Source organism: Sulfurospirillum deleyianum DSM 6946, assembly GCF_000024885.1.
GTDB lineage: Bacteria > Campylobacterota > Campylobacteria > Campylobacterales > Sulfurospirillaceae > Sulfurospirillum > Sulfurospirillum deleyianum.
Genome location: NC_013512.1, coordinates 2,096,827 through 2,123,248, shown reverse-complemented (window position 1 = coordinate 2,123,248; position 26,422 = coordinate 2,096,827). Strand labels below are relative to the sequence as shown.

The 26,422-nt window shown below is 40.1% G+C and carries 29 protein-coding genes; 3 read left to right on the top strand and 26 right to left on the bottom strand.

Going from position 1 to position 26,422, the window contains the following annotated elements; translation table 11 throughout:
- Positions 1 to 36: 36 nt before the first annotated feature.
- The 7 genes from SDEL_RS10660 to SDEL_RS10630 are packed head-to-tail and all read right to left on the bottom strand — an operon-like array spanning position 37 to position 6,179.
- Positions 37 to 459 (bottom strand): Sbal_3080 family lipoprotein, encoded by a 423-nt coding sequence (locus SDEL_RS10660; protein WP_012857870.1) that lies wholly within the window; start codon positions 457 to 459, stop codon positions 37 to 39.
- Between the two features lie 25 nt (positions 460 to 484).
- The gene (locus SDEL_RS10655; RefSeq protein WP_012857869.1) at positions 485 to 1,978 is read right to left on the bottom strand and encodes a hypothetical protein; all 1,494 of its coding nucleotides are present in this window, start codon (positions 1,976 to 1,978) and stop codon (positions 485 to 487) included.
- Between the two features lie 10 nt (positions 1,979 to 1,988).
- On the bottom strand, positions 1,989 to 2,723 hold the full coding sequence (locus SDEL_RS10650) for a hypothetical protein (protein WP_012857868.1): 735 nt from the start codon (positions 2,721 to 2,723) through the stop codon (positions 1,989 to 1,991).
- An 8-nt stretch (positions 2,724 to 2,731) separates the two neighbouring features.
- Complete coding sequence (locus SDEL_RS10645) at positions 2,732 to 3,889, bottom strand: beta-ketoacyl synthase N-terminal-like domain-containing protein (RefSeq protein WP_012857867.1); 1,158 nt, start codon at positions 3,887 to 3,889, stop codon at positions 2,732 to 2,734.
- Complete coding sequence (locus tag SDEL_RS10640) at positions 3,886 to 4,155, bottom strand: phosphopantetheine-binding protein (protein WP_012857866.1); 270 nt, start codon at positions 4,153 to 4,155, stop codon at positions 3,886 to 3,888. Before SDEL_RS10640 ends, SDEL_RS10645 begins: the two co-directional genes overlap by 4 nt.
- On the bottom strand, positions 4,156 to 5,316 hold the full coding sequence (locus SDEL_RS10635; protein WP_012857865.1) for an ABC transporter permease: 1,161 nt from the start codon (positions 5,314 to 5,316) through the stop codon (positions 4,156 to 4,158).
- Positions 5,316 to 6,179, bottom strand: coding sequence for an ABC transporter ATP-binding protein (locus tag SDEL_RS10630; RefSeq protein ID WP_012857864.1), 864 nt, complete (start codon positions 6,177 to 6,179; stop codon positions 5,316 to 5,318). The genes SDEL_RS10635 and SDEL_RS10630 overlap by 1 nt, the downstream gene beginning before the upstream one ends.
- A gap of 155 nt (positions 6,180 to 6,334) precedes the next feature.
- Here SDEL_RS10630 and SDEL_RS10625 point away from each other — a divergent pair, with 155 nt between their 5' ends.
- A complete protein-coding gene (locus SDEL_RS10625) occupies positions 6,335 to 6,733 on the top strand; it encodes a hypothetical protein (protein WP_012857863.1) in 399 nt (132 codons plus the stop codon).
- A gap of 39 nt (positions 6,734 to 6,772) precedes the next feature.
- Here SDEL_RS10625 and SDEL_RS10620 read toward each other — a convergent pair whose 3' ends face one another.
- Genes SDEL_RS10620 through SDEL_RS10580 form a run of 9 tightly spaced genes read right to left on the bottom strand, consistent with a single transcriptional unit; the run spans position 6,773 to position 15,131 of the window.
- Positions 6,773 to 7,954, bottom strand: coding sequence for an AMP-binding protein (locus SDEL_RS10620; RefSeq protein WP_012857862.1), 1,182 nt, complete (start codon positions 7,952 to 7,954; stop codon positions 6,773 to 6,775).
- Complete coding sequence (locus SDEL_RS10615) at positions 7,951 to 10,065, bottom strand: MMPL family transporter (protein WP_012857861.1); 2,115 nt, start codon at positions 10,063 to 10,065, stop codon at positions 7,951 to 7,953. Before SDEL_RS10615 ends, SDEL_RS10620 begins: the two co-directional genes overlap by 4 nt.
- Positions 10,049 to 10,513 carry a hypothetical protein gene (locus SDEL_RS10610; RefSeq protein WP_012857860.1) on the bottom strand — a complete coding sequence of 155 codons (465 nt, stop codon included), beginning with the start codon at positions 10,511 to 10,513 and terminating at the stop codon, positions 10,049 to 10,051. Before SDEL_RS10610 ends, SDEL_RS10615 begins: the two co-directional genes overlap by 17 nt.
- A 4-nt stretch (positions 10,514 to 10,517) precedes the next feature.
- The gene (locus tag SDEL_RS10605; protein ID WP_012857859.1) at positions 10,518 to 11,051 is read right to left on the bottom strand and encodes a hypothetical protein; all 534 of its coding nucleotides are present in this window, start codon (positions 11,049 to 11,051) and stop codon (positions 10,518 to 10,520) included.
- Positions 11,051 to 11,740 (bottom strand): SDR family oxidoreductase, encoded by a 690-nt coding sequence (locus SDEL_RS10600; RefSeq protein ID WP_012857858.1) that lies wholly within the window; start codon positions 11,738 to 11,740, stop codon positions 11,051 to 11,053. Before SDEL_RS10600 ends, SDEL_RS10605 begins: the two co-directional genes overlap by 1 nt.
- Complete coding sequence (locus tag SDEL_RS10595) at positions 11,737 to 13,257, bottom strand: HAL/PAL/TAL family ammonia-lyase (RefSeq protein ID WP_012857857.1); 1,521 nt, start codon at positions 13,255 to 13,257, stop codon at positions 11,737 to 11,739. The genes SDEL_RS10600 and SDEL_RS10595 overlap by 4 nt, the downstream gene beginning before the upstream one ends.
- Positions 13,254 to 14,117, bottom strand: a complete 864-nt coding sequence (locus SDEL_RS10590; RefSeq protein ID WP_012857856.1) for a lysophospholipid acyltransferase family protein — start codon at positions 14,115 to 14,117, stop codon at positions 13,254 to 13,256. Before SDEL_RS10590 ends, SDEL_RS10595 begins: the two co-directional genes overlap by 4 nt.
- The gene (locus SDEL_RS10585) at positions 14,114 to 14,818 is read right to left on the bottom strand and encodes a glycosyltransferase family 2 protein (protein WP_012857855.1); all 705 of its coding nucleotides are present in this window, start codon (positions 14,816 to 14,818) and stop codon (positions 14,114 to 14,116) included. Before SDEL_RS10585 ends, SDEL_RS10590 begins: the two co-directional genes overlap by 4 nt.
- Positions 14,805 to 15,131: an ApeI family dehydratase gene (locus SDEL_RS10580; RefSeq protein ID WP_012857854.1), complete on the bottom strand. Its 327-nt coding sequence runs from the start codon at positions 15,129 to 15,131 to the stop codon at positions 14,805 to 14,807. The genes SDEL_RS10585 and SDEL_RS10580 overlap by 14 nt, the downstream gene beginning before the upstream one ends.
- 56 nt (positions 15,132 to 15,187) lie before the next feature.
- Here SDEL_RS10580 and SDEL_RS10575 point away from each other — a divergent pair, with 56 nt between their 5' ends.
- Positions 15,188 to 16,261, top strand: a complete 1,074-nt coding sequence (locus tag SDEL_RS10575) for a class I SAM-dependent methyltransferase (RefSeq protein ID WP_012857853.1) — start codon at positions 15,188 to 15,190, stop codon at positions 16,259 to 16,261.
- A 19-nt stretch (positions 16,262 to 16,280) separates the two neighbouring features.
- Here the strand turns inward: SDEL_RS10575 and SDEL_RS10570 are convergent, their stop codons facing one another.
- The 4 genes from SDEL_RS10570 to SDEL_RS10555 form a co-directional block, all read right to left on the bottom strand.
- Complete coding sequence (locus tag SDEL_RS10570; protein WP_012857852.1) at positions 16,281 to 17,519, bottom strand: ArsS family sensor histidine kinase; 1,239 nt, start codon at positions 17,517 to 17,519, stop codon at positions 16,281 to 16,283.
- Positions 17,516 to 18,193 (bottom strand): response regulator transcription factor, encoded by a 678-nt coding sequence (locus tag SDEL_RS10565; RefSeq protein WP_012857851.1) that lies wholly within the window; start codon positions 18,191 to 18,193, stop codon positions 17,516 to 17,518. Before SDEL_RS10565 ends, SDEL_RS10570 begins: the two co-directional genes overlap by 4 nt.
- Positions 18,194 to 18,268: 75 nt before the next feature.
- Positions 18,269 to 19,405 (bottom strand): PAS domain-containing protein, encoded by a 1,137-nt coding sequence (locus tag SDEL_RS10560; RefSeq protein WP_012857850.1) that lies wholly within the window; start codon positions 19,403 to 19,405, stop codon positions 18,269 to 18,271.
- Positions 19,406 to 19,522: 117 nt separating this feature from the next.
- A complete protein-coding gene (locus SDEL_RS10555; RefSeq protein ID WP_012857849.1) occupies positions 19,523 to 20,242 on the bottom strand; it encodes a thioredoxin domain-containing protein in 720 nt (239 codons plus the stop codon).
- Positions 20,243 to 20,337: 95 nt separating this feature from the next.
- On the opposite strand from SDEL_RS10555, the gene SDEL_RS10550 reads away from it, so the two are divergent.
- A complete protein-coding gene (locus SDEL_RS10550) occupies positions 20,338 to 20,544 on the top strand; it encodes a hypothetical protein (protein ID WP_012857848.1) in 207 nt (68 codons plus the stop codon).
- A gap of 23 nt (positions 20,545 to 20,567) precedes the next feature.
- On the opposite strand, the gene SDEL_RS10545 is transcribed toward SDEL_RS10550, so the two are convergent.
- From SDEL_RS10545 to SDEL_RS10520, 6 genes are all read right to left on the bottom strand, one after another.
- Positions 20,568 to 21,230, bottom strand: coding sequence for a winged helix-turn-helix domain-containing protein (locus SDEL_RS10545; protein ID WP_012857847.1), 663 nt, complete (start codon positions 21,228 to 21,230; stop codon positions 20,568 to 20,570).
- Between the two features lie 204 nt (positions 21,231 to 21,434).
- Positions 21,435 to 22,994 carry a flavocytochrome c gene (locus SDEL_RS10540; protein WP_012857846.1) on the bottom strand — a complete coding sequence of 520 codons (1,560 nt, stop codon included), beginning with the start codon at positions 22,992 to 22,994 and terminating at the stop codon, positions 21,435 to 21,437.
- A 135-nt stretch (positions 22,995 to 23,129) separates the two neighbouring features.
- Entirely contained in the window at positions 23,130 to 23,792 is a 663-nt protein-coding gene (locus SDEL_RS10535; protein ID WP_012857845.1) for a response regulator transcription factor, read from the bottom strand.
- Positions 23,793 to 23,892: 100 nt separating this feature from the next.
- Positions 23,893 to 25,251: an OprD family outer membrane porin gene (locus SDEL_RS10530; protein ID WP_012857844.1), complete on the bottom strand. Its 1,359-nt coding sequence runs from the start codon at positions 25,249 to 25,251 to the stop codon at positions 23,893 to 23,895.
- Between the two features lie 100 nt (positions 25,252 to 25,351).
- Positions 25,352 to 25,984 carry a cytochrome c3 family protein gene (locus SDEL_RS10525; RefSeq protein WP_012857843.1) on the bottom strand — a complete coding sequence of 211 codons (633 nt, stop codon included), beginning with the start codon at positions 25,982 to 25,984 and terminating at the stop codon, positions 25,352 to 25,354.
- Complete coding sequence (locus SDEL_RS10520; protein ID WP_012857842.1) at positions 25,981 to 26,421, bottom strand: cytochrome c3 family protein; 441 nt, start codon at positions 26,419 to 26,421, stop codon at positions 25,981 to 25,983. Before SDEL_RS10520 ends, SDEL_RS10525 begins: the two co-directional genes overlap by 4 nt.
- Position 26,422 lies beyond the last annotated feature (1 nt).

The following is a 26,422-nucleotide window of genomic DNA, read 5'->3' as shown; positions in this document are numbered from 1 at the left end:
TGTAAAGATATACTCTTTACATGTAAACGTATGGATTTAAGGGTAAAGTTGCCCAACAAGCTCTTTAATTTTAGTCTCACCGTTAATAAATTTGCCCATATTAGCACTTCCACTCAGCGAATCATACGTAGCCTCACCACTTAAAACCCCATTTTTATAGACTTTAATGTTAGCGTACGCCATGTACAGTGCCATATCCCAACGCCAATTTGCGGTGTAGGTTGAGGTAATAGGACAAACATTCACGTTATCTGGGGATTGCTTGAGGATAGGCTTATACCCTTTTTCAATCAGTGCTTGTTGATAGACGGGTAAAAAGTTATTGAGTACCGCTGGATTTTGGATGATACACACCTCTTTGCTCTCTAGCATCCCCACAGGTTTAATCTCCTGTTTAATGGAACATCCTGTTAATAAAAGCAGACTCAGTACACTTGTGATAAGCCATGTTGTTTTCATATCTATTCCTTTTAATAGAGTGGTTTTATTTTTTAAAAATCGTATCAAAATTCTCATTTTTATTTTGAGAACACTCTTTTCTTTGTATCTCATTTTTCTCTTTTTGTGTTTCTATGTGTGCGTATTTTTCATCGTCCATTATTTCCTGAGGGACACTTAACTCATGGATACTGTATGAGCCGCTAAAGCCACTTATTTTTTGAGCATTGGGTGCAAAAATGAATGATTTGGGTGAAAAAATGCCATCTTCACAATGAAAGTGCCCTGAGATACAACTGCATTTTTGGAGGAGTTTGTAACCTGTTGCGAGTCTATTTTGGCTGTATAAAATAGGTGTATTTTTATCGATTTCCCCTTCGATACTACTTTGTGGTGTACTCGAGTGAATCAAAATAGCTTCTACTTTTGTCTGAAGAGGATTGTTAATTTTCCATGTACTCGCACGGTGTGATTCTAGGAGTAATACCACAGGTTTATCTGATTTTTTAAGCGTAATGTTAATGCTATTGTCTTTGTTTTTACTCTCATAGGCGCCAACATACCAAAATGTTAACGCTTTATTCTCAAAAAGATTGAGACGTTCTTTGAGTTCTTGTTGTGTGTATTTTGTGATTTCGGGTAAAATTTTGATGGCTAAGCTCGTGGTGTGCCAGCCGTTGAGATATTCAACTTCTACTTTATGTGAACCTTTGGTGAAGGTATAAGGAATTTCAGCATTACTTTGACCTTCATATACAATATAACCATCGATAATCAGGCGTAATTTAGAATTACTAAAAGAGATATAAAAGACTTTTTTCTCATCAATTTTGGATTCAATATTGCCAACCCAGTAACCACCAAAATGTCCCGAATCAATGTTATGAAAATCTTTATAGGGGTAATTGACATTAATCTCGCTAACGGTTTCAGACGCAACAATTCTTTTGGGATTCGTTGTGTCAATGTAGTATGCCCTAAAGGCGTTTTTTGGAATATCACGTGAGATATTCAGTTGGTCTGCCCACGTGCTTTGTGCTTTTTTAAGACCACCATGTTTGACAAACTCTTGAATATCTTTATCGATTTTTTGTTTTTCTTTGGTAGCAAATTCGATGTAGCGTTTATAGGATTCTAGTGCAGCATCTCTCATTTTTGGGATAGTGTGTTTTTCAAACTCTTTTTGATAAAAATTGCCAAGTAATTTATGAAACAGTGCACTCTCAGGGTACATTTTCATAAGGGGTTCAAGGTATCTAGGGGTGTGATAATCCCCTGTTTTTGAGAGATAGAGGGCGTATTGCTCCAAGTAGTGCAGATGAACTTTTTCGTCCATGCACGAAGGTTTTGTATTAAGGATTCGTCGAAACTCTGTGTTGTTTAAAAGAATTAAAGCATTTTTGGTATCATCAAATTTCTCATAGATGAGTTTAGATTCTTGCGAAATTTTTTCTACTTCTTTGCAAACATCCGCATCAGAAATAGCGTACAAAGAGAGTGTCGCAACCAAAAGCATAAGCCCAACAGAAAATAGTTTCATATCAACTCCTTTAATTATGAGGTTTAATCAGTGTTATAACCATACATTTTCCACATTCATCGCTTTTTACATGTAAAGATGTTTCTTTCTCTTTTAAACGCTTCAGTTGTTCCCAAAATGAGGTGAGAGTGAGTGTGGTAGAGTAGTGTTCTTCTGCTTTTTCTATGCTCTCAAAGCTCTCAATACGCTCAATTTTAGCAAGGGCATTTGTAGGGTTTTGATTGGCGTAAATCCAACAGCTTTTATCCAAACAGACCTCTTCGCCACAAGGTCGGTGCTGGGGGTTTAAAAACTCCAAAGAGGTTTCAACGTGCCCAATTAAAGCATCTTTCACATCAGCGTAGATCACATCAAAATAGGCTAGCTCAAGGGCTTTTTCAAAACTCTGGTGGTGTGCGCTTAGTACCATATGTTTCCCTTTTGCCTTGAGTGCTTGAGCGATGTAAAAACTGGCATTGGTATTGATGCCTAAAAAATCAAAGGGCATAATGATGCCATCACCTTTGCTTACCTGCTCTAAAACGCTCACCAAGCTCTCCACCGCACCATGTTCAGTCGCAACGTAAATTCCTATGTTGGAAGAGAAGCTTTTGTTTTGAAGGCATGAAAGTGCGCCATAAACGGCTAAAAGATTAAATTTATTGGCACGTCTGAGATTGATTTTGCACAGAGCTAAGAGGTGTTGTTTGTAAAGGCTCAGCTCTTGCGTGGGTTCTAAAAGTTCATAAGTATGGTGAATATACATCCTCTCTCCTAGTCTCGAGCCAAAATAAGCGAGGTGGTATTGCCTCCGAAGGCGACAAAATTGAAAAGTATGCTAAGCGGTTTATCTTTACATGTAAAAGGAGTGCGAAGCGGTTCAAACCTCACGCCTTCTGCGGGTGTTTCAAAGCCATACGCAGGAGGGATAAATCCCTCTTTCGCACAGAGCAAACTCAGTGCAATTTCATTGCTTCCACTAGCTCCTAGGGTATGCCCTAGAAGGGGTTTAAGGGCGGTAATGGGTTTTTGGATGGCGTATTTTTCAAAGAGAAGATGTAAGGCGTTGGCTTCAGAGGTGTTGTTGTTTTCGCTTCCTGTGGCATGTGCTTTAATAATGTCAATGGCATGCAGGTCAAGTTTCGCATTTTCTAAAGCTCCATTCATTGTTTCAAAGATAGGTACTCCTGAGGGATTGCTGGTGGTTTCGCTGTATATGTCACATTGGTTTTTGGAGCCTTTGTAGTAAAAATCGTGTGCAGTTCGGGGTTGATTTTCTAAAAGGAGCGCAGAACAACTTTCCCCTAAGATAATCCCATCACTTCGTTCATCAAAGGGGCGGTAAAGATTGTTTTTTGAAAGAAGCATCAAAGAGGAGAAGCCATTGTAGGTGGTGCGATTGAAGAGTTCGATTCCCACAACCAGCGCTTTTTGAATCACTCCACGCTCAATCATTTTGGAAGCGTAGGCAAGGGCATTGACGCTAGACGTACAGGCGGTGGAAAAGAGAAGTGCTTTGTGTTTTGAGCCTAGGCGTTTTTCAAGATAAGTTCCCAAATAGCCATAGCCTAGATGGTTAAAAGGAGTGGTTTTGGTGTGCTCTAAAAAATGAGCGTAATGCGCTTCATTCAACGAAATGCCCATCGCCGTTGAACCAATAAAAATAGCCACCTCACGGCACTCCTCTTCGCTTAATCCTGTTTGATTTATCACCTGTTGAACAATCGTATCCAGAGTCGTGTAGAGTTTTTCTTCTTCGGAATCAAAGTTTTCTTGAAAATGATAGTAAGGCTTTTCTGCTAAATGTTCCTTGACATACGTTTCGTATGCTAAAGGGGTTAATGTGCGTAAGCTATCGCCTAGTGCCTGTGCATCATTTCCAAAATGACACCAGAGAGATGAGGCGGTAATATACGCCTTGTGTAAACTCATCGTGCCTCAATAAAGTGTGTTAAAGTGGTGATACTACTCATAATGGAGCGAATTTTTTTACTATCGGTAATCTCAACACCGTACTTCTCTTTGAGTGCCATAGAGATTTGCAGCGCATCCATCGAATCGAGTTGTAAAGGTGCATCTGAGCCAAAAAGAGGTGCGTCATCGTCGATATCCTCAGGGCTAAATTCCTCTTTGTCGCACTCTTTTAGGATGAGGGCTTTGAGTTCGTATTTGAGTACATCAAAATGAGCGTTGGGCATTTAATTTCTCCTATATTTCAACATAAAGTAAGCGGTGATTAAAAAGAAAAGCGCACATAAAAGCAGTTTTCCCATCGCAGGATAGATATCGCTAAAATGCCCACCATTGACAATAATTTCTAAAAAACTATCCAGTGCCCATGACATCGGGGAGAGAGAGGAGAGCTCTTGCATCATTTTTGGCATAACAATTTTAGGCACCATGATGCCTCCAAGAGCTGCTAAAATAATGTTCGATGTGCCTCCAAGGATCGTTGCCATTTCACTGCTGTTACTCAGCGTTGCGATAAAAAGAGCAAAGGAGATAGCGGCTATGGAAACCACCGCAGAGATGAGAAGGAGCATAAAAAAACTTCCTTGAATCACAAGGGAATCTCCTCCCAAAAGCGGTAAAAGGTAGATACCTACAAGAATCATCAGCAGTACTTGCAGTTGGTTCATGACAAAATAGGGGATAAATTTTCCGACAATCACCCCACTAAGAGGGATATTCATACTGCGTATTTTATCAATCGTTCCAAAATTTTTCTCGTTAATAAAAGTGTTTGAGATAGGAATCAAAATAAAAAACATCGAAAAAATCAGCCATGAGGGAACGCTGTGTTGTACAGAAGTAATTTGGGTGGGTTTGTTGTCTTTGAGCAGATAGGTATGCGTGATTTTTTTCTCAAAATCCGTTTTAGTAAGGGCGTTAATGTTAAGAATGACTGAAAAATTTTCTATGACAAGTTCCGCCATTTTGAGGCTTAACAACTGTTTTAAAAAAGCGACCTGCTGATAGGCAATGTCAGAGCGAGAGGTGATTTGCATGGAAGCCTCTTCGTTTTTGACACTATTTTCAATGAAATTAGGAGAGAGTGAGAGTACAAAATCGTAGGTTTTATGGGATAAGGCTTCTTCAAGTCCCACGTTTTCTTCCAGACGGTTAAAGGTAAAAAAACGGTTGTCATTGAGTTTGTCCATAAAAAAACCTAACGCCGATGCGTTACTCTCACTTTGCACGCCAACGCTGAGCTTGACATCGTATTTGTTGGCATAGGTGTTTTGCAGAGCCAAAGACATGATAATAATAAACAGGGTTGGCATCACAAAAAGCACAATCAATGCATGATGGTTGCGTAAAATAAGTAAAAACTCTTTTTTTAAAGTATGGCGTAGCATTAGTCCCTCAACTCTTTTTTTGTTAATGATAAAAAGAGGTTTTCTAAACTGCTTTTAGGCAGTGTAATCTCTTTTACATGTAACGATTTTTCTTTGATTTCGCAAAACGTATCGACCAATGCGTCATAATCTTCGTAAAGATTAATCTCTTTTTGACTCTCATCGCTTAAATGCAATGTGGCGATGTGGTCACTCTTTATCAGCTCCTCTTTGCTTTGATGGAGCATGATTTTGCCATGGTCTAAAATGGCGATATCATCGCAAAGGTATTCTATCTCATCCATGTAGTGTGAGGTATAAATAACGGTGGTTCCCTCGCTTTGGTTGAGCTTTTTTATCACGTTTAAAATGTAGTGGCGAGATTGGGGGTCAATGCCCACGGTTGGCTCATCAAGGTAGAGAATTTTGGGATTATTTAAAAGCCCAATGGCAATATTTAGCCGTCTTTTAAGTCCTCCTGAAAAACTCTCTGCACGTTTGTAACGGTACTTTTCCAGCGCAGTCATCTCTAAAGCATAGTGAATTTGACGGGTCAAATCTTTGTGTTTAAGCCCATGCAGTGCGCCAAAAAACTCTAAGTTTTCGTAGGCACTCAGGCTGGGGTAAAAGGCGTAGGATTGGGGGACGAGGCTACAAAGTGACTTAATCTCTTTTTGGTTTTTATCCCAATCGTGTCCTAAAATGGTAATCTTTCCTGCGTCTTTGGGAATGAGAAAATTTAAAATGGAAACAAGCGTTGTTTTTCCCGCACCATTTGGACCTAAAAGCCCAAAAATAGAGCCTTGCTTGATGTCTAAATCCAAATGGTCTAAGACAACATTTTTATCGTAGCGTTTTAACAAGTGGGTAATCTGAATCGCCATAAACTCTCTTTTGCGGTGTAGTATTTATAGTGTAATTAATTTTTAATTATAGATTGCTTTGAATGTTCCAAATCATGAGGATTCATGGGGTTTAGCTCAGTTATTTTTAATCAATCACTCAATACAATAAGCTTAATTTTTTTTAAAGGATGGGCATGAAAAAGTTTACAATGGTTTTGGTGGCGACGCTTGCGACGCTTTTCTTTGTAGGATGTACCGCAGCTCCTGTGTACAATGTAAATAACAATACAGTATCTGTAAATCGTACAAGTAAAGCAACAATCAAAGATGTTGAAAAGGCAATTATTCAAGCAGGTGGTAGTTTGGGTTGGGTGATGAAAAAGACAGCTGAGGGAAAAATTCAAGGTGTGTTAACTTTGCGTAAACACGTAGCAACGGTTTTGGTAACGTATAATGCGAATGAGTATAGCATCACTTACTTAGATAGCTCAAATCTCGATTATAATCCAGCAGAAAACACCATTCATAAAAATTACAACGGATGGGTTCAAAATCTTAACAAATCGATTCAAGTACAGCTAAGTATGTTGTAATCCAAAGAGGTTCTAGCGTGATGCTAGAGCCTCTTTTTTTTAAAGAATAGGCATCATTTTTTTGCCCATCAGCGAGGTTTCTATTTTTTCTACCCTGTAAAGTTTAAGAGGAATGTTAAGACTCCCTAAATTCTCTTTGAGTGTGTGTTGAATATCTCTTAGGTTTACCTCTTTTGTACTTTCAATAAACAACTCCACCACTTCGTCTTTGAGCTCGTTCTCCATATGTTTGACATTGGCAAGGACTTTTTTCACTCCTTCCATGCGCTCTAAAATCTCTTCAATGTGCGTGGTTGCGTAGCGTTTACCCGCAATTTTGACAATGGTATTGCTTCGTCCTAAGAGTTGAAATTTTCCATTTTCAATGAGCGCATAATCAAAACTCTGAACCTGCCCTCCTGTTTCAATAAGCCCCTCTTGCCATAGCTGGTGTGAAATAAAAGGAGACTTTACATGTAAAAGCTCTTTGGCGTTTAAAGAGACTTCCACCCCATGAAAAGGTGTCCAAAACGTGTCATCTTGTTTTTTAAAAGCGATGCTTCCTGTCTCGGTTGAGCCAAAAAGTTGGATGAGTGTGGTGTTAAAGGTGTCACAAAAGGCTTTGGCAATCTTGCTACTTAAAGGACCTGTGGAGCTAATAAAAATGGTCTGGCTCAAATCTTTAGGCTCATTGAGGCGTAAAAGGGATTTGATGTAAAGCGGTGTGGTGACAATAAGCGTGTTCTCTTTGGCTAAAGAGAGTAAATCGTGCGGTAAAAAATGCTCTTTAAACAAAAGCGGTTTATTTAGTTTTAAAGGCAGAAGCAAAGCGGCTAAAAAGCCATAAATATGAATAAACGGAACGGTAGCTACGACATTTTCAACACTAAAATTTCCAAATTCTCTTAGCAAAGCTTCCATGTCCGTCTCAATATTTTCTTTGGTTTTAAAGGCTCCTGTGGGAGAACCTGTACTGCCTGAGGTAAAAAACATAGCGGCAAAATCAATTAAGCTCAGTACGGAGGTATCAAACGAAGCTACTTTTTGTGCAAGAGCGGTGTTATCTTGGTCATAAAGAATCGGCTTTGCCCCTGAGAGATAGGCTTTTAAAATAGCAATCGCACTCTTCTCTTTACTCTGTGAGTCAATGGGAATAATGGAGCCTCTAAGGCTCTCATCAAAGAGTGTTTCACTCTCGTAAACGCTTTGGGTTTGGTCATCATGGATTATGGTAATTTTCACTGTTTTTCTCTTCCTATCAATAAAAATAAAATGGCAATCGTTGCGAGGGTTGAAACCATGCCAATATCATGAAGTGCTCCAATATGACTAAAGATGAGAACCCCAAATCCTGCAAAGGTGTCAATAATGGAGAAGAAAATCGCACTTCTTGTCCCATCTTGCGGATTCGTTTCATGACGCATGTAAATGCCATAATCAATTCCAAAGAGCATCATAATGAAGAGCATAAAAAGGTGTGCAATCGAGATATCCGTAAAGGTACAGAGACTTAAAATGAGTGCGCTAGGCAATAAAACAAAACTCGCACTTAGGCTTAGGGTGTGGTAGCAAAGAAGCAAAAGTGTTAAGGCGACAAATCCTAAAGCCAAACCTCCACCTAGGAGTAGTTGATGTTTGATAGTCTGTAAAGCGTTGAAAAAAATCTCTTTGGCATCAATAATCAGCGCAAAATCAAAGGCTTTAAGTAAAGCTCTCTGCTCCGTGTGAATCATACCATGGGTGTAAAATACGCCATCATGCTCAATGACGTCAAAACCCAAGGCGTTGAGCGATTCAAGGCTTTGTTGTGGATAGGGTGGATAGAGCATTTGGGGGGTATAGGCGTTGTAAAAAAATGCTTTACGAAATCCAAGGGAAGTGGCTTTGGTTTCAATTTCGAGGCGTTTTTCTTCTAGTTTTAAAGCGCTTAACTCTTTTTTTCGTACGAAAAAGCTCTCTTCATCCAGCGATGAGGCAAGAGGAATAAAGGCATGTGGAAGTTTTTTTGAGAGCTCTTTGCTTCGCTCAATCAACCCTTCAATCGAAGGCGCTTGAAGTAAAATGGGAGTGAGGCTCTCTTTGCCAATCGCTCCTTTAAAAAAGGCTTCTTCTTGCATTAAAGCGGTGTTTTGGTAGTCAAGATTTTTAAGCGACGTATCAAAACGCACAAAAGGAATCGTCCCTAAAATAATGAGCAATGAGAGGAGCGAAATCAGACGATAGGGCAGAGGAATCGAAAAGGTAAAACGCACAGGAGAAGGGATTTTTTTAAATCCAATGCGAGGAAATAAAAAGACAAATTGAAGGTAAGAAAAGAGCAAGGATGCCATAGCAAAGAAACAGACTTGCTGAATGAGCGGAAAATCGACCCATGAAAAAATTAAAAAACCGCCAAAGGTGGTTAAAAAACCATAAAATACCGAACGGTTAAATGGTTGTGTGCTCTCATAATGTCCATAAAAATAGTAATGAAACATGTAGTCAATCGCCAGTGTTCCAATGGCGTTACCAAAGGCTAAAACAAAGATGGAGACCTCTTGCCACATTAGGTTTGTGAGCATTAATGCCAGTAGCGCAGAGCTGATGAGTGTGAGGATGGTATTAAGAAGCAGGGCAATATTTTTAATAATAAAAAGATACAAGAGCAAGAGCAATGTGGTGGAGAGAAAGATAAGAAACGTGACATCGCTTTCAATTTTTTTTGCATTTTCCACAAAATAGAAAAAAGGGCTAAAGAGGCGTACATTTTCTATGTTATCGAGATTTTTGTGCAAAAAGGTATAGAGCGTTTGATAGGATTCAAGGGTAGGGTGTGTTTCACTGAGGCTAAAAATACTCAAGTAGCCATAATCTTCCAATGCAGCATGCCCCTCTTTAAGGGTGAGTGGAAGTTCTTTTTTAGGGCTTTGAAAATAGCCTAAAGGGTCTTGCGTGTCGATGCTAAGATAATAGGGTGAGTGCAAAAGATCTTCATATAAACGCTTAAGCCTTGCGTCAATACGCTCGTTGGGTGTTTGAAGAGTGCTTAGATAATAGGCGTAGGTTTTGGTGTACTCTAGCAACTTTGGATTGGGTGCAATGGCGCTTTCGTGTTTGAACATCCCTGATTGCACCAGTGTTTGCTCAATGCTTTTAATGGTGGCAAGTGCATCTTGATCGAATCCTTTGATGGCGATGAAAATATGGTTGGCTTGTTTAAAATCTCCATAGCGTTCAAACGTCTGTTTCTCTTTTCCATCCGGTACAAAGGAGAGTAGATTGGTGGAGAGTGTGAGTTTGGGGTAGAAGAGAAAGAAAAGCGTTCCAATCAGCCCGAAAAGAAAGAAATTAAGGGATTTAGTTGCTAACTTCAATGTCAATCCTATCGCCGTTTTTCATAGCTACATGTAAAGAGTGAAGTGTGTCTCCCACATAGTGAATTTCGACTTTTTCTAACACTTCTGCGGCAACACCTTTGGGGATCAGTATGCCATTTTGGGTCTCAAAAAACATCTCAAGTGCGGGAGTATTTTGCGTATGCACCGCTTGAATAATCATAAAAAAATAGTGCAAGGATGGCATCTGCTGGGTATCAATCATCTGATAGCCATTTTCATCTTGAATGGAGAGTTTATCTTCAAAATAGGTCAACACTTTGGTGTTGGGCTTTGTATACTCAATGACAATATTCTCTTCGCCAAAGGTAATAAATCCCTCAAGAGTTAGCGTTTTATCGAGGGCATAGAGGTAACGGGTCTCTTTAAACGTAGAAGCGCCTAAAAGCAGGTTAAGCGCTAATGCACACAGCAGAAAAACTCGCATAAACTTAGCCTCGTTTTAAAAAGACAAAGTGACGGTGTAGAAACTGCACAATGCCCCCAAAAATAAAAACCATATACCAGCCAAACGAGGAGTAGATAATCCAATAAGCATCATTTTTAAGCAACAACATCGTTACATGTAAAAGAATATTCACAAACGCTAAGCCAATCCAAAAGAGGGTGGAGCGGTTAATGTACGCCTCTTCATTGCTACTTAAAGAGCGTTTATGCAGTTTTTTTGCAAAGTGTAAGATAATAGAATCGTTGTCAAAATAGCTTGCAATCAGGAAAAAAAGAAAGGCTAAAGAGATGAGCAAAGGGAGAAATTTGAGGGCTAAAAAGTCATCTAAAATCAAAGCACTAATCGCAACGACAATATAAAAAAAGGGAAAAATAAGCGTTTTGAGTTTCCGCTCTTTTAAGAGCAACAGCCAAAGCACTCCAAAGATCCAAAGTCCTAAAGCAACGGCTCTGACGTTGAAATAACCCAGTAAAATGACCATGATGGGAGCGTATAAAAAAGAGAAAAGAATGTGCATTATCTCACCATCCCACCGCTGATATTAATCACTTCGCCATTGACGTAAGTGGCTTTGTCGCCTAAGAAAAAGACCACTTCAGCCACTTCTTCGGGACGTCCAAGGCGTTTGCAGGGAATGATTTGGGTAATGGATTTATCCACATGTTCAATCATCTCTGATTCAATCACCCCTGGGGCTACCGCATTGACACGAATGTTATAGCGTCCAACTTCGATGCACAAAGCTTTAGTAAAGGCGTTAATGCCCCCTTTGCTCGCAGAGTAGTTCACCTGTCCGCCATTGCCCACCAGTCCTGAGACAGAAGAGACATTGACAATGGAGCCCTCTTTGGCTTTCATCATCTGCGGTAAAATCGCTTTGGTGACATAAAAAAGGCTGTTCAGATTGGCGTTTATCACATCGCTCCACTCGCTCTCCTCCATAAAAAAGAAGAGTTTATCACGGGTGATGCCTGCATTATTGACTAAGACGTTTACATGTAACGATTCAAAAGCCCTTTTGACGGCTTCTTGATTGGTTAAATCGCATTGGATGATTTCGCCCTGCTCAATGCTCTCTAACAGGCTTTGAGCCTTCTCTTTTTGGGTGTTGTAGTGAATGTAGACAAAATAGCCCTCGTTAGCAAAGTAGCGCACCATGGCTTCGCCAAGGCTTCCTGTAGCACCTGTGATTAAAACTTTTTTCATGCGAAAATGCCTCGGTGAAGCTTTTTTTGAACCTGAGCAATATCCACATCCATACGTCTATCTTCCATAAGTGCGGGTATTTTTTTGCGAAGGGCGGTGTAGTTTTTAAGCAAGAAGGGTGAAACACTCTCTTTGCCTCGAATATCCACCGCTTGCGCTAAGCCAATGAAAGCAATGCTCAGCATTAACTCCAAAGGCTCCATCATCTTTTTAAAATCCAGTGCTGCCGTTGTGCCCATGCTCACTTTATCTTGATTGAGCGATTCGGTAGGGCGTGAGTGAATGGAGGCTGCGGTGGTGTTTTTAATGACATCAGCACTCAAAGAACTGAGCGTAATTTGCATCGCTTTAAAGCCGTGAAAATAGGGCTCTTTTGAGAGTTTAAGGTTTTCGCCAATGCCACGATTAAACTTATGATCCACCAAAAGGGCAAACTCTTTATCGAGTAAATCAGCAAGGTTAGCGGCACAAATTTTCAGTGTGTCCATCGCATGGGCGACGTAACCACCGTAAAAATTGCCTGAGGTGTAGATTTTTTCATTCACGCCATCAATGAGCGGGTTGTCATTGACTGAGTTAATCTCCTCCTCTACCCACTTTTTAGAAATTTCTAAATTATCACGAATGACCCCTAAAACTTGAGGCGCACAACGCATGGAGTAGGTATCTTGAATGTTCAGCTCATTGTCCTCAAAAAACTTATCGTACCTGTCATCTCTTCCATGGGTAAGCTTTGAGCCTTCAATTTTAGAGCGAATGTGAGAAGCACTCTGGATTTGTCCACTAAAAGGTTTGGCTTCATGCACAAAGCTGTCCAGTGGCGTGGTATCGCCCAAAAGTACCTCAAACATGCCTGCTACAAAAGACTCCATGCTAGAAAGTACCACTTCAAAACGCTCCAGTGCACTAAGAGCAATCGCACTCATAATGGTCGTGCCATTCATAATCGCAAGGGCTTCTTTAGGCTTAAAAATATAAGGGGTAATGCCTAGTTTTTCATACACCTCTTTGGTGCTTTGAATTTTCCCCTCAAACCACACCTCTCTCTCGCCTGCAATAACTGCGGCAATGTAGGAAAGGGGTGTTAAATCTCCACTAGCCCCTACTGAACCTAAAGAGGGAATGATCGGGATTATCTCTTTTTCAAGCAGCATTTCCATACGTTTAAGAAGCTCATACGAGATACCTGATTTGCCTTTTGCAAGGGAGATAAGACGGCAGATAAGCGCATATCGAGAGGTTTTAAGTGTTAAAAATGCGCCCACCCCACAGCCGTGAAAACGGTAGAGATTTTGTTGCAAAATGGAACTTTGCTCGTATGTAAGGTAGTTTTTACCACTCGCACCATACCCTGTGGTCACGCCGTAAATAGGCTTTCCCTCTTTAATTTGATTCATTAAAAAGGTGTGCCCTTTGGTAAATTCTCTTTCAAATTTTGGGTGTGCGCAGACGTCTATTTGCGTTGCGCATTGTATTTCTTTTAGGGTGATGTAACGGTTTTCTACGATAAGTTTCATGCTTTTTTCTCTTTCCAAAAATGATAAAAATTAAACCACTGCTTCGGGTAGCGTTTCACGATATTCGCTAAGAAATCAGCGTAGCGTTGCATAGAGGTTTCAATTTCTTCGGCTTGATGATGGTCTTTATTCATGGTTAAATTCATACATTCAATACGATACGTGCGGGCTTTTTCATAAATGACGACAAGGGCAATTAAAGGTTTTTGTGTTTTGTAGGCAATGGCAAAAGGGTTTTGATTGAAAAGGGCAGGCTTGCCAAAAAAGAGAATCTCTTTGGCATGTTTAGGCTCTGTCGCACGGTCTGCCATCATGGCAACACTCTCATTTCTAAGCAGGGCAGAGGCGATTTCAAGTGAAACGCTGGACGCTCCTTTGGAGAGGTCTATGATGTGCAAATGAGTGTTTTTCATCTCTAGTGATTCTTCAATCGCTTTAATCTCTTCTAAAAGCGCTTCTTGCATAATGACATTCATCTTAAAGCCACTCAAACAGTTCCCAGCCGCTGCCCAACCGCCAAAATGCGATAAAAGCAAAATGGAGCCTTGCTGGACATTGCTTAAGAGAAGCTCTGGATTTTCCATAATAAACGTGTAGCTTTGTGGCTCGACTTTGGAGATAAAGCGATCACACATGGTAATGGCAAAATGACGCAGATGTTCATAATAGACCCAAAGTGTAAAAGGTTCTTCAATGTGTGCGTAATACTCTTTGAGCGCTTCTTTGACATTGTGTGCGACCAAAAAATAAAAGAAAGTGACAGGGTACATCAGATAATAAATAAAGGTGTAACCAAAAGTTTTATAGAAGTTAAATACGAGTTTAATACTCCAGCCACTCCCTCTTTGTTTTGTACTCATCGGTACCTTTTTTTCAAGTAAAATTTGCGAGGTAAGAGTTTGACATGTACCATGACAATGGCGGCGGTATCCCAAAACTTTTTAAAGTGACTCACACGCTCTTCAGGCTTAGGGTAGTAACACTCCACCACCACCTCTTTAATGAGCCGTTTTTTCCATGCGTGTTTGACTAACACTTCCATCTCCCAATCAAAACGTTTGGTCTCAATCACCAAATCTAAAATAGACGTGGGGTAGAGACGAAAGCCTGAGAGTGAATCGGTGATGTGCTGTTCGGTATCCCAACATGCCCAAAAATTGCTAAACCATCTGCCAAATTTTGAACCATTGGGCACATGGTTAATCTCAAAATTGCGTGCTCCGATGATAATTTGATGCTCACCATCGCAGGCGTCTACGATTTTGGCAATTTCACTTGCTAGGTGCTGTCCATCGCCATCAAGGCTAATAAAATACTCAAACCCTTGTTGTTGCGCCTCTTTAGCCCCTGTAATAATGGCAGCCCCTTTGCCTTGATTGGTTTCATGGCGTAAAAGGGTGAGGTTTTCATGCGGTTTGATTCGTGAAGCCACAGGTGTGCTTGAGCCATCATCGACAATAATGAGTTTGTACCCATGCGTGAGGACATCTTCTGCGACCTTTTGAATGGTCAGAGGGTTATTGTACGTTGGCACCACGACAATGACATTAGGCTGTTTCATAGATCAACTCCGCAACTTTTTCTTCCATCACTTTGACAACAATTTTTAACCGCTTCTCTTTGGCTTCACTGTGAAAATGCAGTAGGCTTTCAGGCAAAATGGGTTTAAGAAACTTCGCTTTTTGAATACGTTTAATCTTTACATGTAAAAGCTTGGCACTCATATCGAGCAAAACAAATCCAGGGAGTAAAGGGTTGTTTGGAAAATGTGCTTGAAAAATGGGATGATGTGCATCACTTAAGGCAACGCTTATATGGTTGGGCTCCAGTGTTATGGGCGTATAAAGATTTGTTAAAATCGTATTATCCTTCACGTTAGTTTCAACATAAGATGGTATATTATAAAAAGATAGCTAAATAAAGGCAAAAAATGAATCGTTTTTTTGAAGAGAATGACACCTGCTCCGCTTTAGAAGCACAGTATAACGCCCAGCGCATTGCTTTTGCACCCATTATTTTTCAAACCGCCCGCTCCATGAGAGATTTGGGGGTTTTAAAGGCACTGTATGAGCATAAAGAGGGAATGAGCGTAGATGCGCTGGCAAAAGAGACAGGATTAAGTCGTTATGGGCTTATCACGCTTTTAGAGACAGCGCTGAGTGCGGACATTGTGAAGCAAGAAGATGAACGCTATTTCATCACAAAAACGGGCTATTTTTTACTCAATGACCCCATGACGATTGCGAATATGAACTACAACCACCACGTCAATTATCAGGGGCTTTTTTGGTTGGATAAGGCCATTCTTAGTGGTAAACCTGAGGGGTTAAAAGTATTTGGCTCATGGGAGAGTATCTACCCAGCCCTTAGCTCTTTGCCAGAAGATGCTCAGCAGAGTTGGTTTAGGTTTGATCACTTTTACTCCGATAGCGCTTTTCCTGAAGCGGTACAAAAACTCTTAGCCCTCAAGCCCAAACGCATTTTGGATGTGGGTGGCAATACGGGCAAATTTTCCATGCTCTTAGCCAAAAGCAATCAAGCGTTACATGTCAGCATTATGGATTTGCCCGAACAGCTCGCATTAGCAAAAGTGAACATCCAAAAAGAGGGCTTAGAGAAGCACATATCTCTGCTTCCTGCCAACGTTCTCTCCTCTGAGCATCATTTTCCCAAAGGCTTTGATATTATCTGGATGAGTCAGTTTTTAGACTGCTTTAGCGAAGAGATGATTGTGATGATTTTGAGCAAAGCCAAAGAGGCGATGGATGAAAATACACGGCTTTGTATTATGGAGCCATTTTGGGATAGACAGCGTTTTGAGACCTCTGCGTATTGTATTATCAACACATCGCCTTATTTTACGGCGATGGCAAATGGATACAGCAAGATGTACCACTCGAAGGATTTTATCGCCTTAATTGAGCGTGCGGGACTTACGATAGAAGCGATTGATGACCATTTGGGTGTGTGTCAAAGTCTTTTGTATATTAGACATCTTGCATAACCTATTTAAAAGATGTCTATTAAACGCTCTTAAGTGAGATGGTAAAGTGGTTCATTCCCTCTTTGTGAGTGTAGGCTAATTTCATTCCATGCAAACGAATGACATGCCATGTTATAAACAAGCCAAATCCAAGTCCTCGAGAGCTTTTTTGTTTTTTACCCTCTAAAAAGTAAGGCTCAGCGTAACGCTCAAGCGCAAACTCAAGTTTAGGGGCACGGTTGGAGATGGTGATGGTGTTTTGGTCGTTTTCAAGGTAAACTTTGCCATCACTGGCGTAGTTTATGCCATTGTCCAGCAGGTTTTTTAAGGCAACTCCAAAAAGTTCAAAATCAACAGAAATTTCAATGGGTGAGAGCTTACATGTAATGTGCTCTTTTTTGTCCTCTAAAATATCTAAAGCAAAATCGACGACATCTTCGATGTGATACTCTTTGATTTCTAGTTTTAGCTCATCTGCACTTAACTTTTCAATGCGTGAAAACTCCTCCAAAAGCGCTTCTTGACGCTTAAACACATTTTGTAAAATCTTTGCATAGGTGGCATCTTCTATCATTTCAGAGGCAAGTTTTCCTTTGGTGATAGGTGTTTTTAACTCATGCATGATGTTGCGCAAAAAGAGTTGCCTTGAATCCCTGAGTGATTTTATTTTATTGACTGCAAGGTCAAATTCATTGGCAAGAGTGGCAATTTCATCTTTTTTATGGCTTTTACATGTAACGTCATAATTGCCATTGGCAAAGTGTTTGATTTGTTCCCGCAGGGTTTTAAGGGGCATAATACTTCGCAAAATACCAATGTAGAGAAAAATAACAAAGGCAAAAGTGAGTAGGGGAAAGAGCAATCGTGGAAAAAGCTCTTTTTGATAAGGGAGTTGCACAACAAGAGGGTGCATATCTTTTTTGTGTAACATGGCAAACATATGTATGCCATAGGGAATGACGTCTATACGAAAGCGCATCTTCTCTTCCATATGGCGCATGGGAAGAGGGCGTGGGGGTTTTGGAAGTGTGAGGAGTTTTTCAATAAGGGCTTTATCGTTGATGATTGAAAAGCCTAATTCTTCTAGTTTACTTTGGTCTAATTGTCTTGTGTGAGGATCCATGGCGGAGCGAAGAGCAATGTGCGCATAATCGTTCATTTGTCTTAGGGTACTCTCTCTTTCGTGCATAAAAAGGGAGAAAAAAATGGCACCAATCCCTAAAAGCGCTAACGCAAAAATAAGTGAAATGCGAGTGATAATGGAGTGGTACCATTTCATGCTTGTAACCTATACCCAATGCCTCGTATAGAATGAATCAGTTTAGGCTCTTTAGAACTCTCCCCTAGTTTGGTGCGAATACGGCTAATCAACACATCCAAGCTTCGACTCTCATTCTCTTCATTGAGACTAAGAGCACTCCCTAAAAGTTCAGCCCTAGAAACGACGCAATTATTCTTTTTAATCAGATGGGCGAGGACATCGAACTCTGCTGGGGTGAGAGTAAGGGGTGTGCCTTGAAAAAAAATGGTATGACTCTCTTCTTTAAGTTGCAGTGCCATAGGCGTTTCTTCATGAGGATTGTTGCTTTTTTTATAACGCCTTAGCACACTCATAATCCGAGCATACAGCTCTTTAGGCTCATAAGGTTTGGGCAAATAATCATCCGCTCCCAACTCGAGTCCAACTATTTTATCTTCCAAATCACTGCGTGCTGAAGAGATGATAATGGGAATATCACTTTTTGAGCGTATCTCTTTGCAGATTTCAAGCCCATCCATACCTGGCAAGGAGAGATCAAGAATAAGGAGGTCATACTTTTTAAGATTTAAAGCACTGATGCCAAGATAAGGATCTTCGTAGTTGGTGACGTAGATGTTGTAACGTTTGAGAAAATTACTTAGAATTTCAGCTAACTCTGTATCATCTTCAATCATTAAAAGATTAGGTTGCATGGAGGATTCCTTGATAGTAGACATGGGGTATATCATACGCTACTTCTTTGAATGGTTTGTTAATCATGCAAAATCTTAGGAAGCGTGTTTAATATAAATACCGCAAAAAAGCCTCTCTTCTGATTCGTCTTGCATAAAACAGTGGAGGGTAAATGGTGTTGGATGGTTGTGTTCGTTTGTCAGTGAAATGGTATGAGAGCAAAGCCCTTCATAACGACACAATCGTTCAATCTCTTCGAGTGCTTCTGCGGTTGCTTCATTAAAAAGAAAAGGGTCTGTTTTGTTTTTCCACGCTTTAAAACCGATAAATTTTTGAAAGGCAGGATTGAGGTAGAGGTACTCGCCTTGGCTGTTTTTGATAAATCCTAAAAAGGGGAGATTTTCGATAAATCCGCTAAAGCGGAGCGAGGTTTTTTTCTCTTTGAGTTCTTCTGCTTTTTGATGTGTGACATCACGAAGGGTTCCTATCATGCGAATGGCTTCGTTGTGTGCGCCAACGATGGCTTTTCCTCTGACCATCACCCAACGCAGAGGTTCGCTGTTACGCACACGGTGTTCAATGCAAAAAAAGGTACTTTTACCATCTAAATGGGCACGCAAGGCCTCATTGACCCTTGCCATATCTTTGGTATCGACTAAATTAAGCCATGCATTGAGGGTATCAATCTCTTCATGGGGTTCATATCCCATAATTTTTTTCCATTTGGTCGAGTAAAAGAGGGTATCGCTTTTGGTATCCCAATCCCACAGCGCTTCATCGCAACTCTCTAAAGCAAGTTCACATTGCTCTTTTTGTTTCAGTAGCAGTGTTTTACGTGTATGTAAAGCGTGTACATCGTGTAGGGCACAGATAAAAATTTCTGTGTTGTATCGGTTAAAAAAGTTAGAACTATGAATCAGTGTTGCTTTTTGAATGGCATTGTCGTACATTAAGTCTAAAAGGGTTGTGCCATTGCGAGGCAGAGTATCGAGGGTTTCAAACGTAGGTTTTAAAAGTTCTCCAAAGGCTATTTTAAAGGCTTTGTTGTAGTGCCATTGTTGTTCTTTTTTAAAAGCAATGGGCAATGCAATCGCAAAAAAAATCTCTTCTTCCGTAGAGCGTTCACCTCTTTCATGAGGAGCATTGTTCTGAAGTTTTTGAAGACGAAAGGCGAGTACTATGAGAAGGAAAAGTAAGATGACGATTAGGGCTACAAGGGGAGCATAAACCATACGAACCTCTTTATGGCGGAAGTGTATCCTTAGGAATATGAGGATGGAATATTGTACACTCGTTTACTTAAAAGGTTCCATAGAGACCCATAAAAGGTGTCTCTATGGGAAAAAAGGTTACTTAAGCAGCTCTTTTTCACGTACCATAAAAGGAACGCCTTTGATGCCTGCACCAAAGTATTTTTGTTTGAGCGCTTCAATACGTCCAATCTCTTGGTCGTTGATTTTCTGCTCATAGCTGACGGTTTCGTCAAAGTATTTTTTCAAAATAGCAATTTTCTCTGCGTCACTTTTTGCTTTGTTGGTTTCGCTATAAATCAGCACCGATTTTTCCAACGAACTGCGTGCGTGCACAGGGGTGAAGATAAGTTTGATGTTATTGGTAGTGAGGCGTTGCTCAATTTGCATCAATTCTTGTCTGCAGTAAGGACACTCAGGATCAGTAAAGACAACCAATGTCTCTTTCTTAGGGTCATTGCCTAAAGAGACGATGTTCTTTTTATCCTCTTTTTTGTAGAGCGTTGAGAGATTTTTTTGAAGCTCTGCCATCTCCATCATCTCTTTGATGCTTCCACCTTGTTTAATGCTAATGACATCAGGGAAGATGAGGTCATCTTTGGTAAAAATGCTCAATTTTTGAGAGCGTGTGCCATCGCTTAGGTTAAGCGTTACAAAATCCATACCTTCGATATTCTCTACTTTTTTACGGGAGATGACTTCGATGGTAATGTTGGGAACTTGAATTGTTGATTTAAAGTGTTCAACAATTTGTGCGTCTGTTGCTGCAAAAAGTGTGCTAGAAAGCAAAGCAACAAACCATAAAATCTGTTTTTTCATTCATTTTCCTTATGATTTTACAGAATCTAATCTGCATGAAATGAGAGGTATTGTACAATAAAAAAAGTAACAAATTGTTAATCCAAAGGTTTTAAATGCATGAGAACATCGATAAAAAGGTACTTATAGAAGAGATTGAGGGGCTGGTTGAATCTGACCCAAATGCGCCTATTTCCTCTTTTTCTATGCTCGATTTTTTAGAAATACCAGAGCTTCTCTCGATGAAAGAAAGCCTTCTAAAATCCAAAGCGAACCGCTCCCAAGAGAACGAAAAATGGTTCGATGAACTCTGTAAAAAGTAGTTAGAATTGTTTACATGTAAAGATTATGCGATAGGATGTGTAACGATTTTATAGCCTTCACCTTTAATGGTTTCGATAAGATTAAAAGGAATTTTTCCTCTGAGTTGTCTCACAAGAGAACGCATACGCTCTTCACTCACTACTTCATCATGATAAACGTACGATGAAATTTCATTAAACGAGACACTATGTGGGCATTTTAAAAAGAGGTGTTTGAGCAGAAGTGCCTCTTTTTTACCGAGTAAAATATCATGTTCATGATAGACAAATTTTGTATTTTGAAAGTCAAAATAGACCTCTTTGGTAATGAAAAAGTTGTTGTCATTCCAAATATCGCACAATTTATAGATGCTAAAGGCAATCTCTTCAGGTAAAAAATCTTTCACAATGATACTGTCGTACCCCAAATAGTAAAGTGGTTTAAATAAAGAAGGGTGAGGATTGGGCTCTAGCACTAATAAAACGGGCGCAATGCCTCCAGTATCACGAATAAATTTCAAGGTATTGGGGCTAAGCGGGTCTTTGAGATTGAGAATAAAAAGTGCGTAGTTTCCTAGACATTTTTCATTGAGAAAATCTGCTTCACTTTTGAGTTTTTTGACACTCATTTTTAGACGTAAACTGTTCAGATAAGTGTCAATTTTATCTGCGAGTTCACCATCGGGTTCAAGCAGGATAATTTTCATTGCACGTCCTTATTTTCGGTATCTTGCGTATCTATATCTTTATAGATTTTAGCTCAAAAGAGCTTAGTTTTTAATTTGATAAAAAATATTTATATATAAAAATTAAGAAATATTTTATAAGAATCTTTCAAATGGCTTAAATAGCGGGAGAGGAAGCTTTACATGTAAAGCTTCCTCTAGAAGTAAAAAGTTAACAATGAGAGGTTAAATGGTCTCTCCAGCAATTAAGCCAAAGGTTAAACAATCGGTTACCGCAACTGTACCCAATCGGCTTGCGCCATGAGTTCCACCTGTTACCTCTCCGGCTGCGAAAAGTCCGAGGATTGGTTTACCTGTATTTCCTGAAATTACACGTGCTTTAGTGTCAATTTTTAAGCCACCCATGGTATGGTGAGGTTTTGGCATCAAACGAATCGCATAAAAAGGTCCTTTCATATCAATCGGTGCTGCTTTAAGGTTTTTAAGCGTTTGTTTTTTAAATTCATCCTCTTTACCTGCTAGAGCATCTTCGTTGTATTTTTTCACCGTTGCTTTGAGCGCATCGGCTGGAATTTTGTAGTTCGCCGCCAAAGCATCAAGGGTGTCAAATTTTTTCATAACGCCAGATTGGAGTCCTTTTTCGACTTGAGGATAGATTTGCTCACCAAAGGTATTATAGGTACCAAAGTTAACAGGATACATTTTGGGTGCTTCTCTTAGGATAACATACTCAGCATCCGCTCTGGTTTTTCTATCCGCCATTTCGTTCATAAAACGCTTACCGTTTCGTACATCTACAGCGATACCAAGATTAAATAGTCCTTGTTGTGTGAGCAGTGGTGCGACACCAAAACCTCTTTCATCTGGACTAGCCCATGGTCCTTGTTGAATCCAGTCAATGTGTATAGGAAGAGCTCCAATTTGGAAGGCTTTTAGCAGAGCGCCTGCGGTTGCGCCATCGTGGTTGGTTGCATCCATATCTTCCATAATTCTTGGATCTTGCATTTTTCGATAGACTTTATCCATGGAAAAACCACCACTGGCTAAAATGACACCTTTTTTCGCACGGAAAACTTTTTTCTCACCTGAAGTGTTTTCCATATCGTCGCTGATAAGTTTTTTATCAAAACGGTAGTTAATACGTGCTGTGACACCTAAAACAGACGTCCCATCGTTACTCATAACAAAATCATCCATTTTGGTTCGTGTCATGATTTTACATCCAGGGAGTTTTTCCACAAAAGCTACCATGGGTTGAATGATACCTGAGCCACTCATATTTTCTGTTACTAAAGTACGTGCCACAGAGTGTCCACCAAACCACGCAGGTTTAACATCTTGAAACTTTGCCCCACATTTAAGCGCAAATTCTAAGGCATCGTTGGAGCGTTTCACGATCGTTTCTAACATCTCCACATGGTTAATCCCCAAACCTGCTTTTAAACAATCCGCAATAAATTTTTCCCCAGAATCCTCAATACCATGTTTCTTCTGGTATTTGTTCATAGGTACAGCCATACCACCACCGTTGATAACAGAGTTTCCACCTACACGTCCCATTTTTTCCAAAATAAGCACTTTGTAGCCTCTCTCCGCAGCTTTAGCCGCAGCGGCAAGTCCAGCAAATCCCGTACCGATAACGATTACATCGTACTCTTCATCAAACTTTACATCTTTTTCCATGGGTGCTGCCGCCATTGCTTGACTTGCAGTAAGCATCGCAGCTCCCGCACCTATCATGCCTAACTTAAGAGCGTCACGTCTGGACATCGTCTCTTGACTCATTCTAACTCCTTTTTTAAAGTGATATTTTATAAGTTCTAGCTGAATTATACTAATTAAATATAATGTTTAATGTAAGAAATAAGATGAAAGCAAATTTAAAAAGAAGAATAACGGATGGCAAAATTTAGCCAACTTTTAGTTAGGAAGTAAGAGTTGGTACCCTTTTCCATTCACTGTTTTAATGCACTCAAGAGGGAGTTTATCTCGGAGTTGCTTGACAAGCGCTCGAATACGCTCTTGCGAGATAATTTCATTGTGATACACAAACGAGATAATCTCATCCCATGTGGCTATATGCGGTGATTTTAAAAAAAGACATTTTAAAAGCAGAGACTCTTTGCGACCTAAAAGAATAGAATCTTCTTTGTTGCTTATAAAGATACCTTGTTTGCAATCAAAATACATACCATTGCGTAAAAAGAAGACATCGTTATTCCAAATCTCACAGAGTTTATAGATACGAAACACCATCTCCTCAACATAAAAGGGTTTAATAATCACATCGTTATAGCCAAGATAATAAAGCGTTTTAAGCATTAAAGGTTCTTCCATTGGCTCTAATAGCAGTAAAATAGGGGCATACCCTCCATGTTCTCGAATAAAATCCATCACCCGAGGGTCGGCTGGATTTTTGAGATTGAGCACAAACAAAGCGTATTCTTCCATGTGAGGGGCTTCATCAAACAGTTCTTGTTTATCGTAGGCTTTGCGAATGGTGATTTTTAAACGGCAGTTGTTGAGGCAGGTGTCTATGCTCTCTTGCAGGGCTTTATCAGATTCAAGTATAAATATCTTCATCGCACATCCCATTAAAATTTCTTTACATGTAAAGCCAAAAAGTTTTACATGTAAAGAAACAGAGGGCTTGAGTCTAAAGACTCAAACCCTAAAAAGGCGATTAGAAATTATACTTGAGGTAAAAACGTCCATAAAGGAAGTCATCATCACTGCTCGATGTGACACCAGTAGCGCTTGTTGGGTTATCATAGATACCATAACCTGCCCATAGACGTGCGGAGAAACCTTTAAGAGCGCCACTAAAGGCATACTTAAGGTCAATATTAATCTCATCGGCACCATCAAGGTTCATTCTATTTGTAGCACCGTGTCCGCTGTTTAAATATCCCTCATCACTTTGCTCATAGTGGGCGTATTTTAGTGCAGAACTTAGACCTGGTACTCCAAAACCATAGATGGCTTCAATGGAGTAGGCATCCACGCCCGCAAAAATGGCATTGTTGGTCAGCATATCGGTATAAGCAACAGCGTCTGGTACATGACCAAGTGTGCCTGGGAAGTTAGCTTCATCATCCATCGTGGTATACGCCACATTGAGCTTAATACCAGAGAGTTCAGTGCCTACTTTAAAGCCATAGAGTCGTGCATTATCGCCACCTGCATCTGGTACGGCTGACACAGGAGCTGCTTTGACACCTGTGTCATAATCCGCACCTGCATAGGTCATGGCTAACGAGAGAGGAAAACTGATAGGCAGTTTGTATTCGGCTTGTAAATAGTACTCATCATATCCACCTTCTCCCATGAAAACAGGAGCGTCATAAATCATTTCATTTTCATTGGTTTTAAGGTACTGCCCATCAATTTTCAAGTTTTTAATGCTTTTATTGACAAAGAAAAGAGAGTAGATGCCATCTTTAAAATGGTCATCTTTTTGAGTTGGCGTATTTCGTGCATCACTGCCATAACGCATTTGCCAGTCTTGAATGTACATCAATTTAACCATCGTATCAGGAATTTCATTGACCGTAATAACCGCCGCATCAAAAGAGTCTTCCAGTGCAAAGGCAGTACTGGTCATAATAAGAGGAGTTTTGATTTTTTGACGACCAATCATAATGTTTGATTTGGAGTAGGTATACTGAATGTACGCTTCTGAGAGAAGGGTAGTGCTTACAGAGTTACGCTCATCATCTTCACTAGCAATTTGGGCTGCACCCGTGCTTGTGTTATCATTTTCATGGAAACCTAGATCATGTGCGGATTGAAATGCCATTCCTAGTTTAAAGCCATACAAACTATCGGTGACGTATTTAAGTTCTGCGGCCACTGAGCCAACATTGACATTATTCACTGGATTGGTTTGAACTTCTGCGTCGCTCTCTGAGCCTGCGGTGTAGACAAAACGCAATTCACCAGTGGCTTTACCGTTTTTAAACGCATCGGCGAGCGTATCTGCAGCATTTGCCATCGTGCCAAGTGTGATGAGTGCCGCAAGGGATAATTTAACGAGTTTCATATTTCTTCCTTGTTTCATTTCACTTTGTGTGAACAAAGTAAAGTAAACCTGCCCGTTGCTTTCCGTGAAACGAAAGAGGCAACGGGCGACTTTTTGCCCGTTACTTCAAAGTTTCATTGAGTTTTTTCTCAACTTCTTCTTTTTTCTTATCTAATTTACCGTTGTAATACGGATACTCAGGTTTGTAGTAGTTCAACATAGATTTAAGTCCATGGTGTCCCACTTCAACGTGGCATGACGCACATCCAATTTTTTTATCCGTATCTTTAAGGCTATCGTAATGCGCATGCATTTTTAAACCTTTAGCACTGATATTGGTATTGGTCTTATAGTTGGTATGACATCCAATACAACCACCATCTTCTACAAAATGCTCTTTTTTAGCACGGTTGGCATGCCAATCAATCGCATCAGGATTGCCAAAAAAGTGAATTGCGCCCTCAACCACACCATTTCTAGCTTTGGTTGCAATATATGCAAGAACATTGTCATGAGGTAAGTGGCAGGTAACACACGTGACTTTAATACCTGTTTTACCAGCACCTCCATGGACGTCGTTGTGATAGGCCGCCACCATCGGTGCCATCTCATGACAAACGATACAAAATTTATCATCACTGGTTCGATGAAGTCCCTCATACATCGCTAATGAGAAGAAAAGACCAATAACAACACCCACTGCACCAAAGAGAAAAAGTTTACTCTTGATAAACAAAAGAAGTTTTTGCATCATGGTGTCTCCCTCATCCAAAGTTTCACATCATTGCTGTGACAGCTTAAACACATATTGTCTGATTTTTGGTGCTCAAAGTGGCACTCATCGCAATAGAGTTTTGGACCATCATGAATCGAGTTGTGTGGATTGACATGTAATGCATCCATAAATTTAAGTCTCTCTGCCAAATACTGTTTGGTTTTATGACAAGATAGACATCCCTCATCCCCAATCGCTTTAAAGTTTTCAGGGTTATCCCCTTGCCCCTCATGACAGTCCGTACATCTCAAAGAGAGTTTGGCATGATGAGCTTTGATAGGAAACTTCTCTTTCATCTCAGCGCTGATTGGAATCTCTTTGGCAGGAGAGGGCGTTGTCGCCTCACTGCCAATCAGAGAAATAGCACTAAGAAGAAGAAAAACTCCTATAGAAAAAAGAGTTTTTTTGTTACACATG

Bases quoted from the DNA above. Each gene is read 5' to 3' on its own strand.
- SDEL_RS10555 (WP_012857849.1), bottom strand. From the start codon at position 20,242: ATGAAAAAACAGATTTTATGGTTTGTTGCTTTGCTTTCTAGCACACTT.
- SDEL_RS10585 (WP_012857855.1), bottom strand. From the start codon at position 14,818: ATGAAACAGCCTAATGTCATTGTCGTGGTGCCAACGTACAATAACCCT.
- SDEL_RS10645 (WP_012857867.1), bottom strand. From the start codon at position 3,889: ATGAGTTTACACAAGGCGTATATTACCGCCTCATCTCTCTGGTGTCAT.
- SDEL_RS10590 (WP_012857856.1), bottom strand. From the start codon at position 14,117: ATGAGTACAAAACAAAGAGGGAGTGGCTGGAGTATTAAACTCGTATTT.
- SDEL_RS10595 (WP_012857857.1), bottom strand. From the start codon at position 13,257: ATGAAACTTATCGTAGAAAACCGTTACATCACCCTAAAAGAAATACAA.
- SDEL_RS10640 (WP_012857866.1), bottom strand. From the start codon at position 4,155: ATGCCCAACGCTCATTTTGATGTACTCAAATACGAACTCAAAGCCCTC.
- SDEL_RS10520 (WP_012857842.1), bottom strand. From the start codon at position 26,421: ATGTGTAACAAAAAAACTCTTTTTTCTATAGGAGTTTTTCTTCTTCTT.
- SDEL_RS10635 (WP_012857865.1), bottom strand. From the start codon at position 5,316: ATGCTACGCCATACTTTAAAAAAAGAGTTTTTACTTATTTTACGCAAC.
- SDEL_RS10525 (WP_012857843.1), bottom strand. From the start codon at position 25,984: ATGATGCAAAAACTTCTTTTGTTTATCAAGAGTAAACTTTTTCTCTTT.
- SDEL_RS10545 (WP_012857847.1), bottom strand. From the start codon at position 21,230: ATGAAAATTATCCTGCTTGAACCCGATGGTGAACTCGCAGATAAAATT.
- SDEL_RS10600 (WP_012857858.1), bottom strand. From the start codon at position 11,740: ATGAAAAAAGTTTTAATCACAGGTGCTACAGGAAGCCTTGGCGAAGCC.
- SDEL_RS10655 (WP_012857869.1), bottom strand. From the start codon at position 1,978: ATGAAACTATTTTCTGTTGGGCTTATGCTTTTGGTTGCGACACTCTCT.
- SDEL_RS10610 (WP_012857860.1), bottom strand. From the start codon at position 10,513: ATGCGAGTTTTTCTGCTGTGTGCATTAGCGCTTAACCTGCTTTTAGGC.
- SDEL_RS10550 (WP_012857848.1), top strand. From the start codon at position 20,338: ATGCATGAGAACATCGATAAAAAGGTACTTATAGAAGAGATTGAGGGG.
- SDEL_RS10540 (WP_012857846.1), bottom strand. From the start codon at position 22,994: ATGAGTCAAGAGACGATGTCCAGACGTGACGCTCTTAAGTTAGGCATG.
- SDEL_RS10570 (WP_012857852.1), bottom strand. From the start codon at position 17,519: ATGAAATGGTACCACTCCATTATCACTCGCATTTCACTTATTTTTGCG.
- SDEL_RS10565 (WP_012857851.1), bottom strand. From the start codon at position 18,193: ATGCAACCTAATCTTTTAATGATTGAAGATGATACAGAGTTAGCTGAA.
- SDEL_RS10605 (WP_012857859.1), bottom strand. From the start codon at position 11,051: ATGCACATTCTTTTCTCTTTTTTATACGCTCCCATCATGGTCATTTTA.
- SDEL_RS10625 (WP_012857863.1), top strand. From the start codon at position 6,335: ATGAAAAAGTTTACAATGGTTTTGGTGGCGACGCTTGCGACGCTTTTC.
- SDEL_RS10535 (WP_012857845.1), bottom strand. From the start codon at position 23,792: ATGAAGATATTTATACTTGAATCTGATAAAGCCCTGCAAGAGAGCATA.
- SDEL_RS10630 (WP_012857864.1), bottom strand. From the start codon at position 6,179: ATGGCGATTCAGATTACCCACTTGTTAAAACGCTACGATAAAAATGTT.
- SDEL_RS10530 (WP_012857844.1), bottom strand. From the start codon at position 25,251: ATGAAACTCGTTAAATTATCCCTTGCGGCACTCATCACACTTGGCACG.
- SDEL_RS10560 (WP_012857850.1), bottom strand. From the start codon at position 19,405: ATGGTTTATGCTCCCCTTGTAGCCCTAATCGTCATCTTACTTTTCCTT.
- SDEL_RS10650 (WP_012857868.1), bottom strand. From the start codon at position 2,723: ATGTATATTCACCATACTTATGAACTTTTAGAACCCACGCAAGAGCTG.
- SDEL_RS10660 (WP_012857870.1), bottom strand. From the start codon at position 459: ATGAAAACAACATGGCTTATCACAAGTGTACTGAGTCTGCTTTTATTA.
- SDEL_RS10575 (WP_012857853.1), top strand. From the start codon at position 15,188: ATGAATCGTTTTTTTGAAGAGAATGACACCTGCTCCGCTTTAGAAGCA.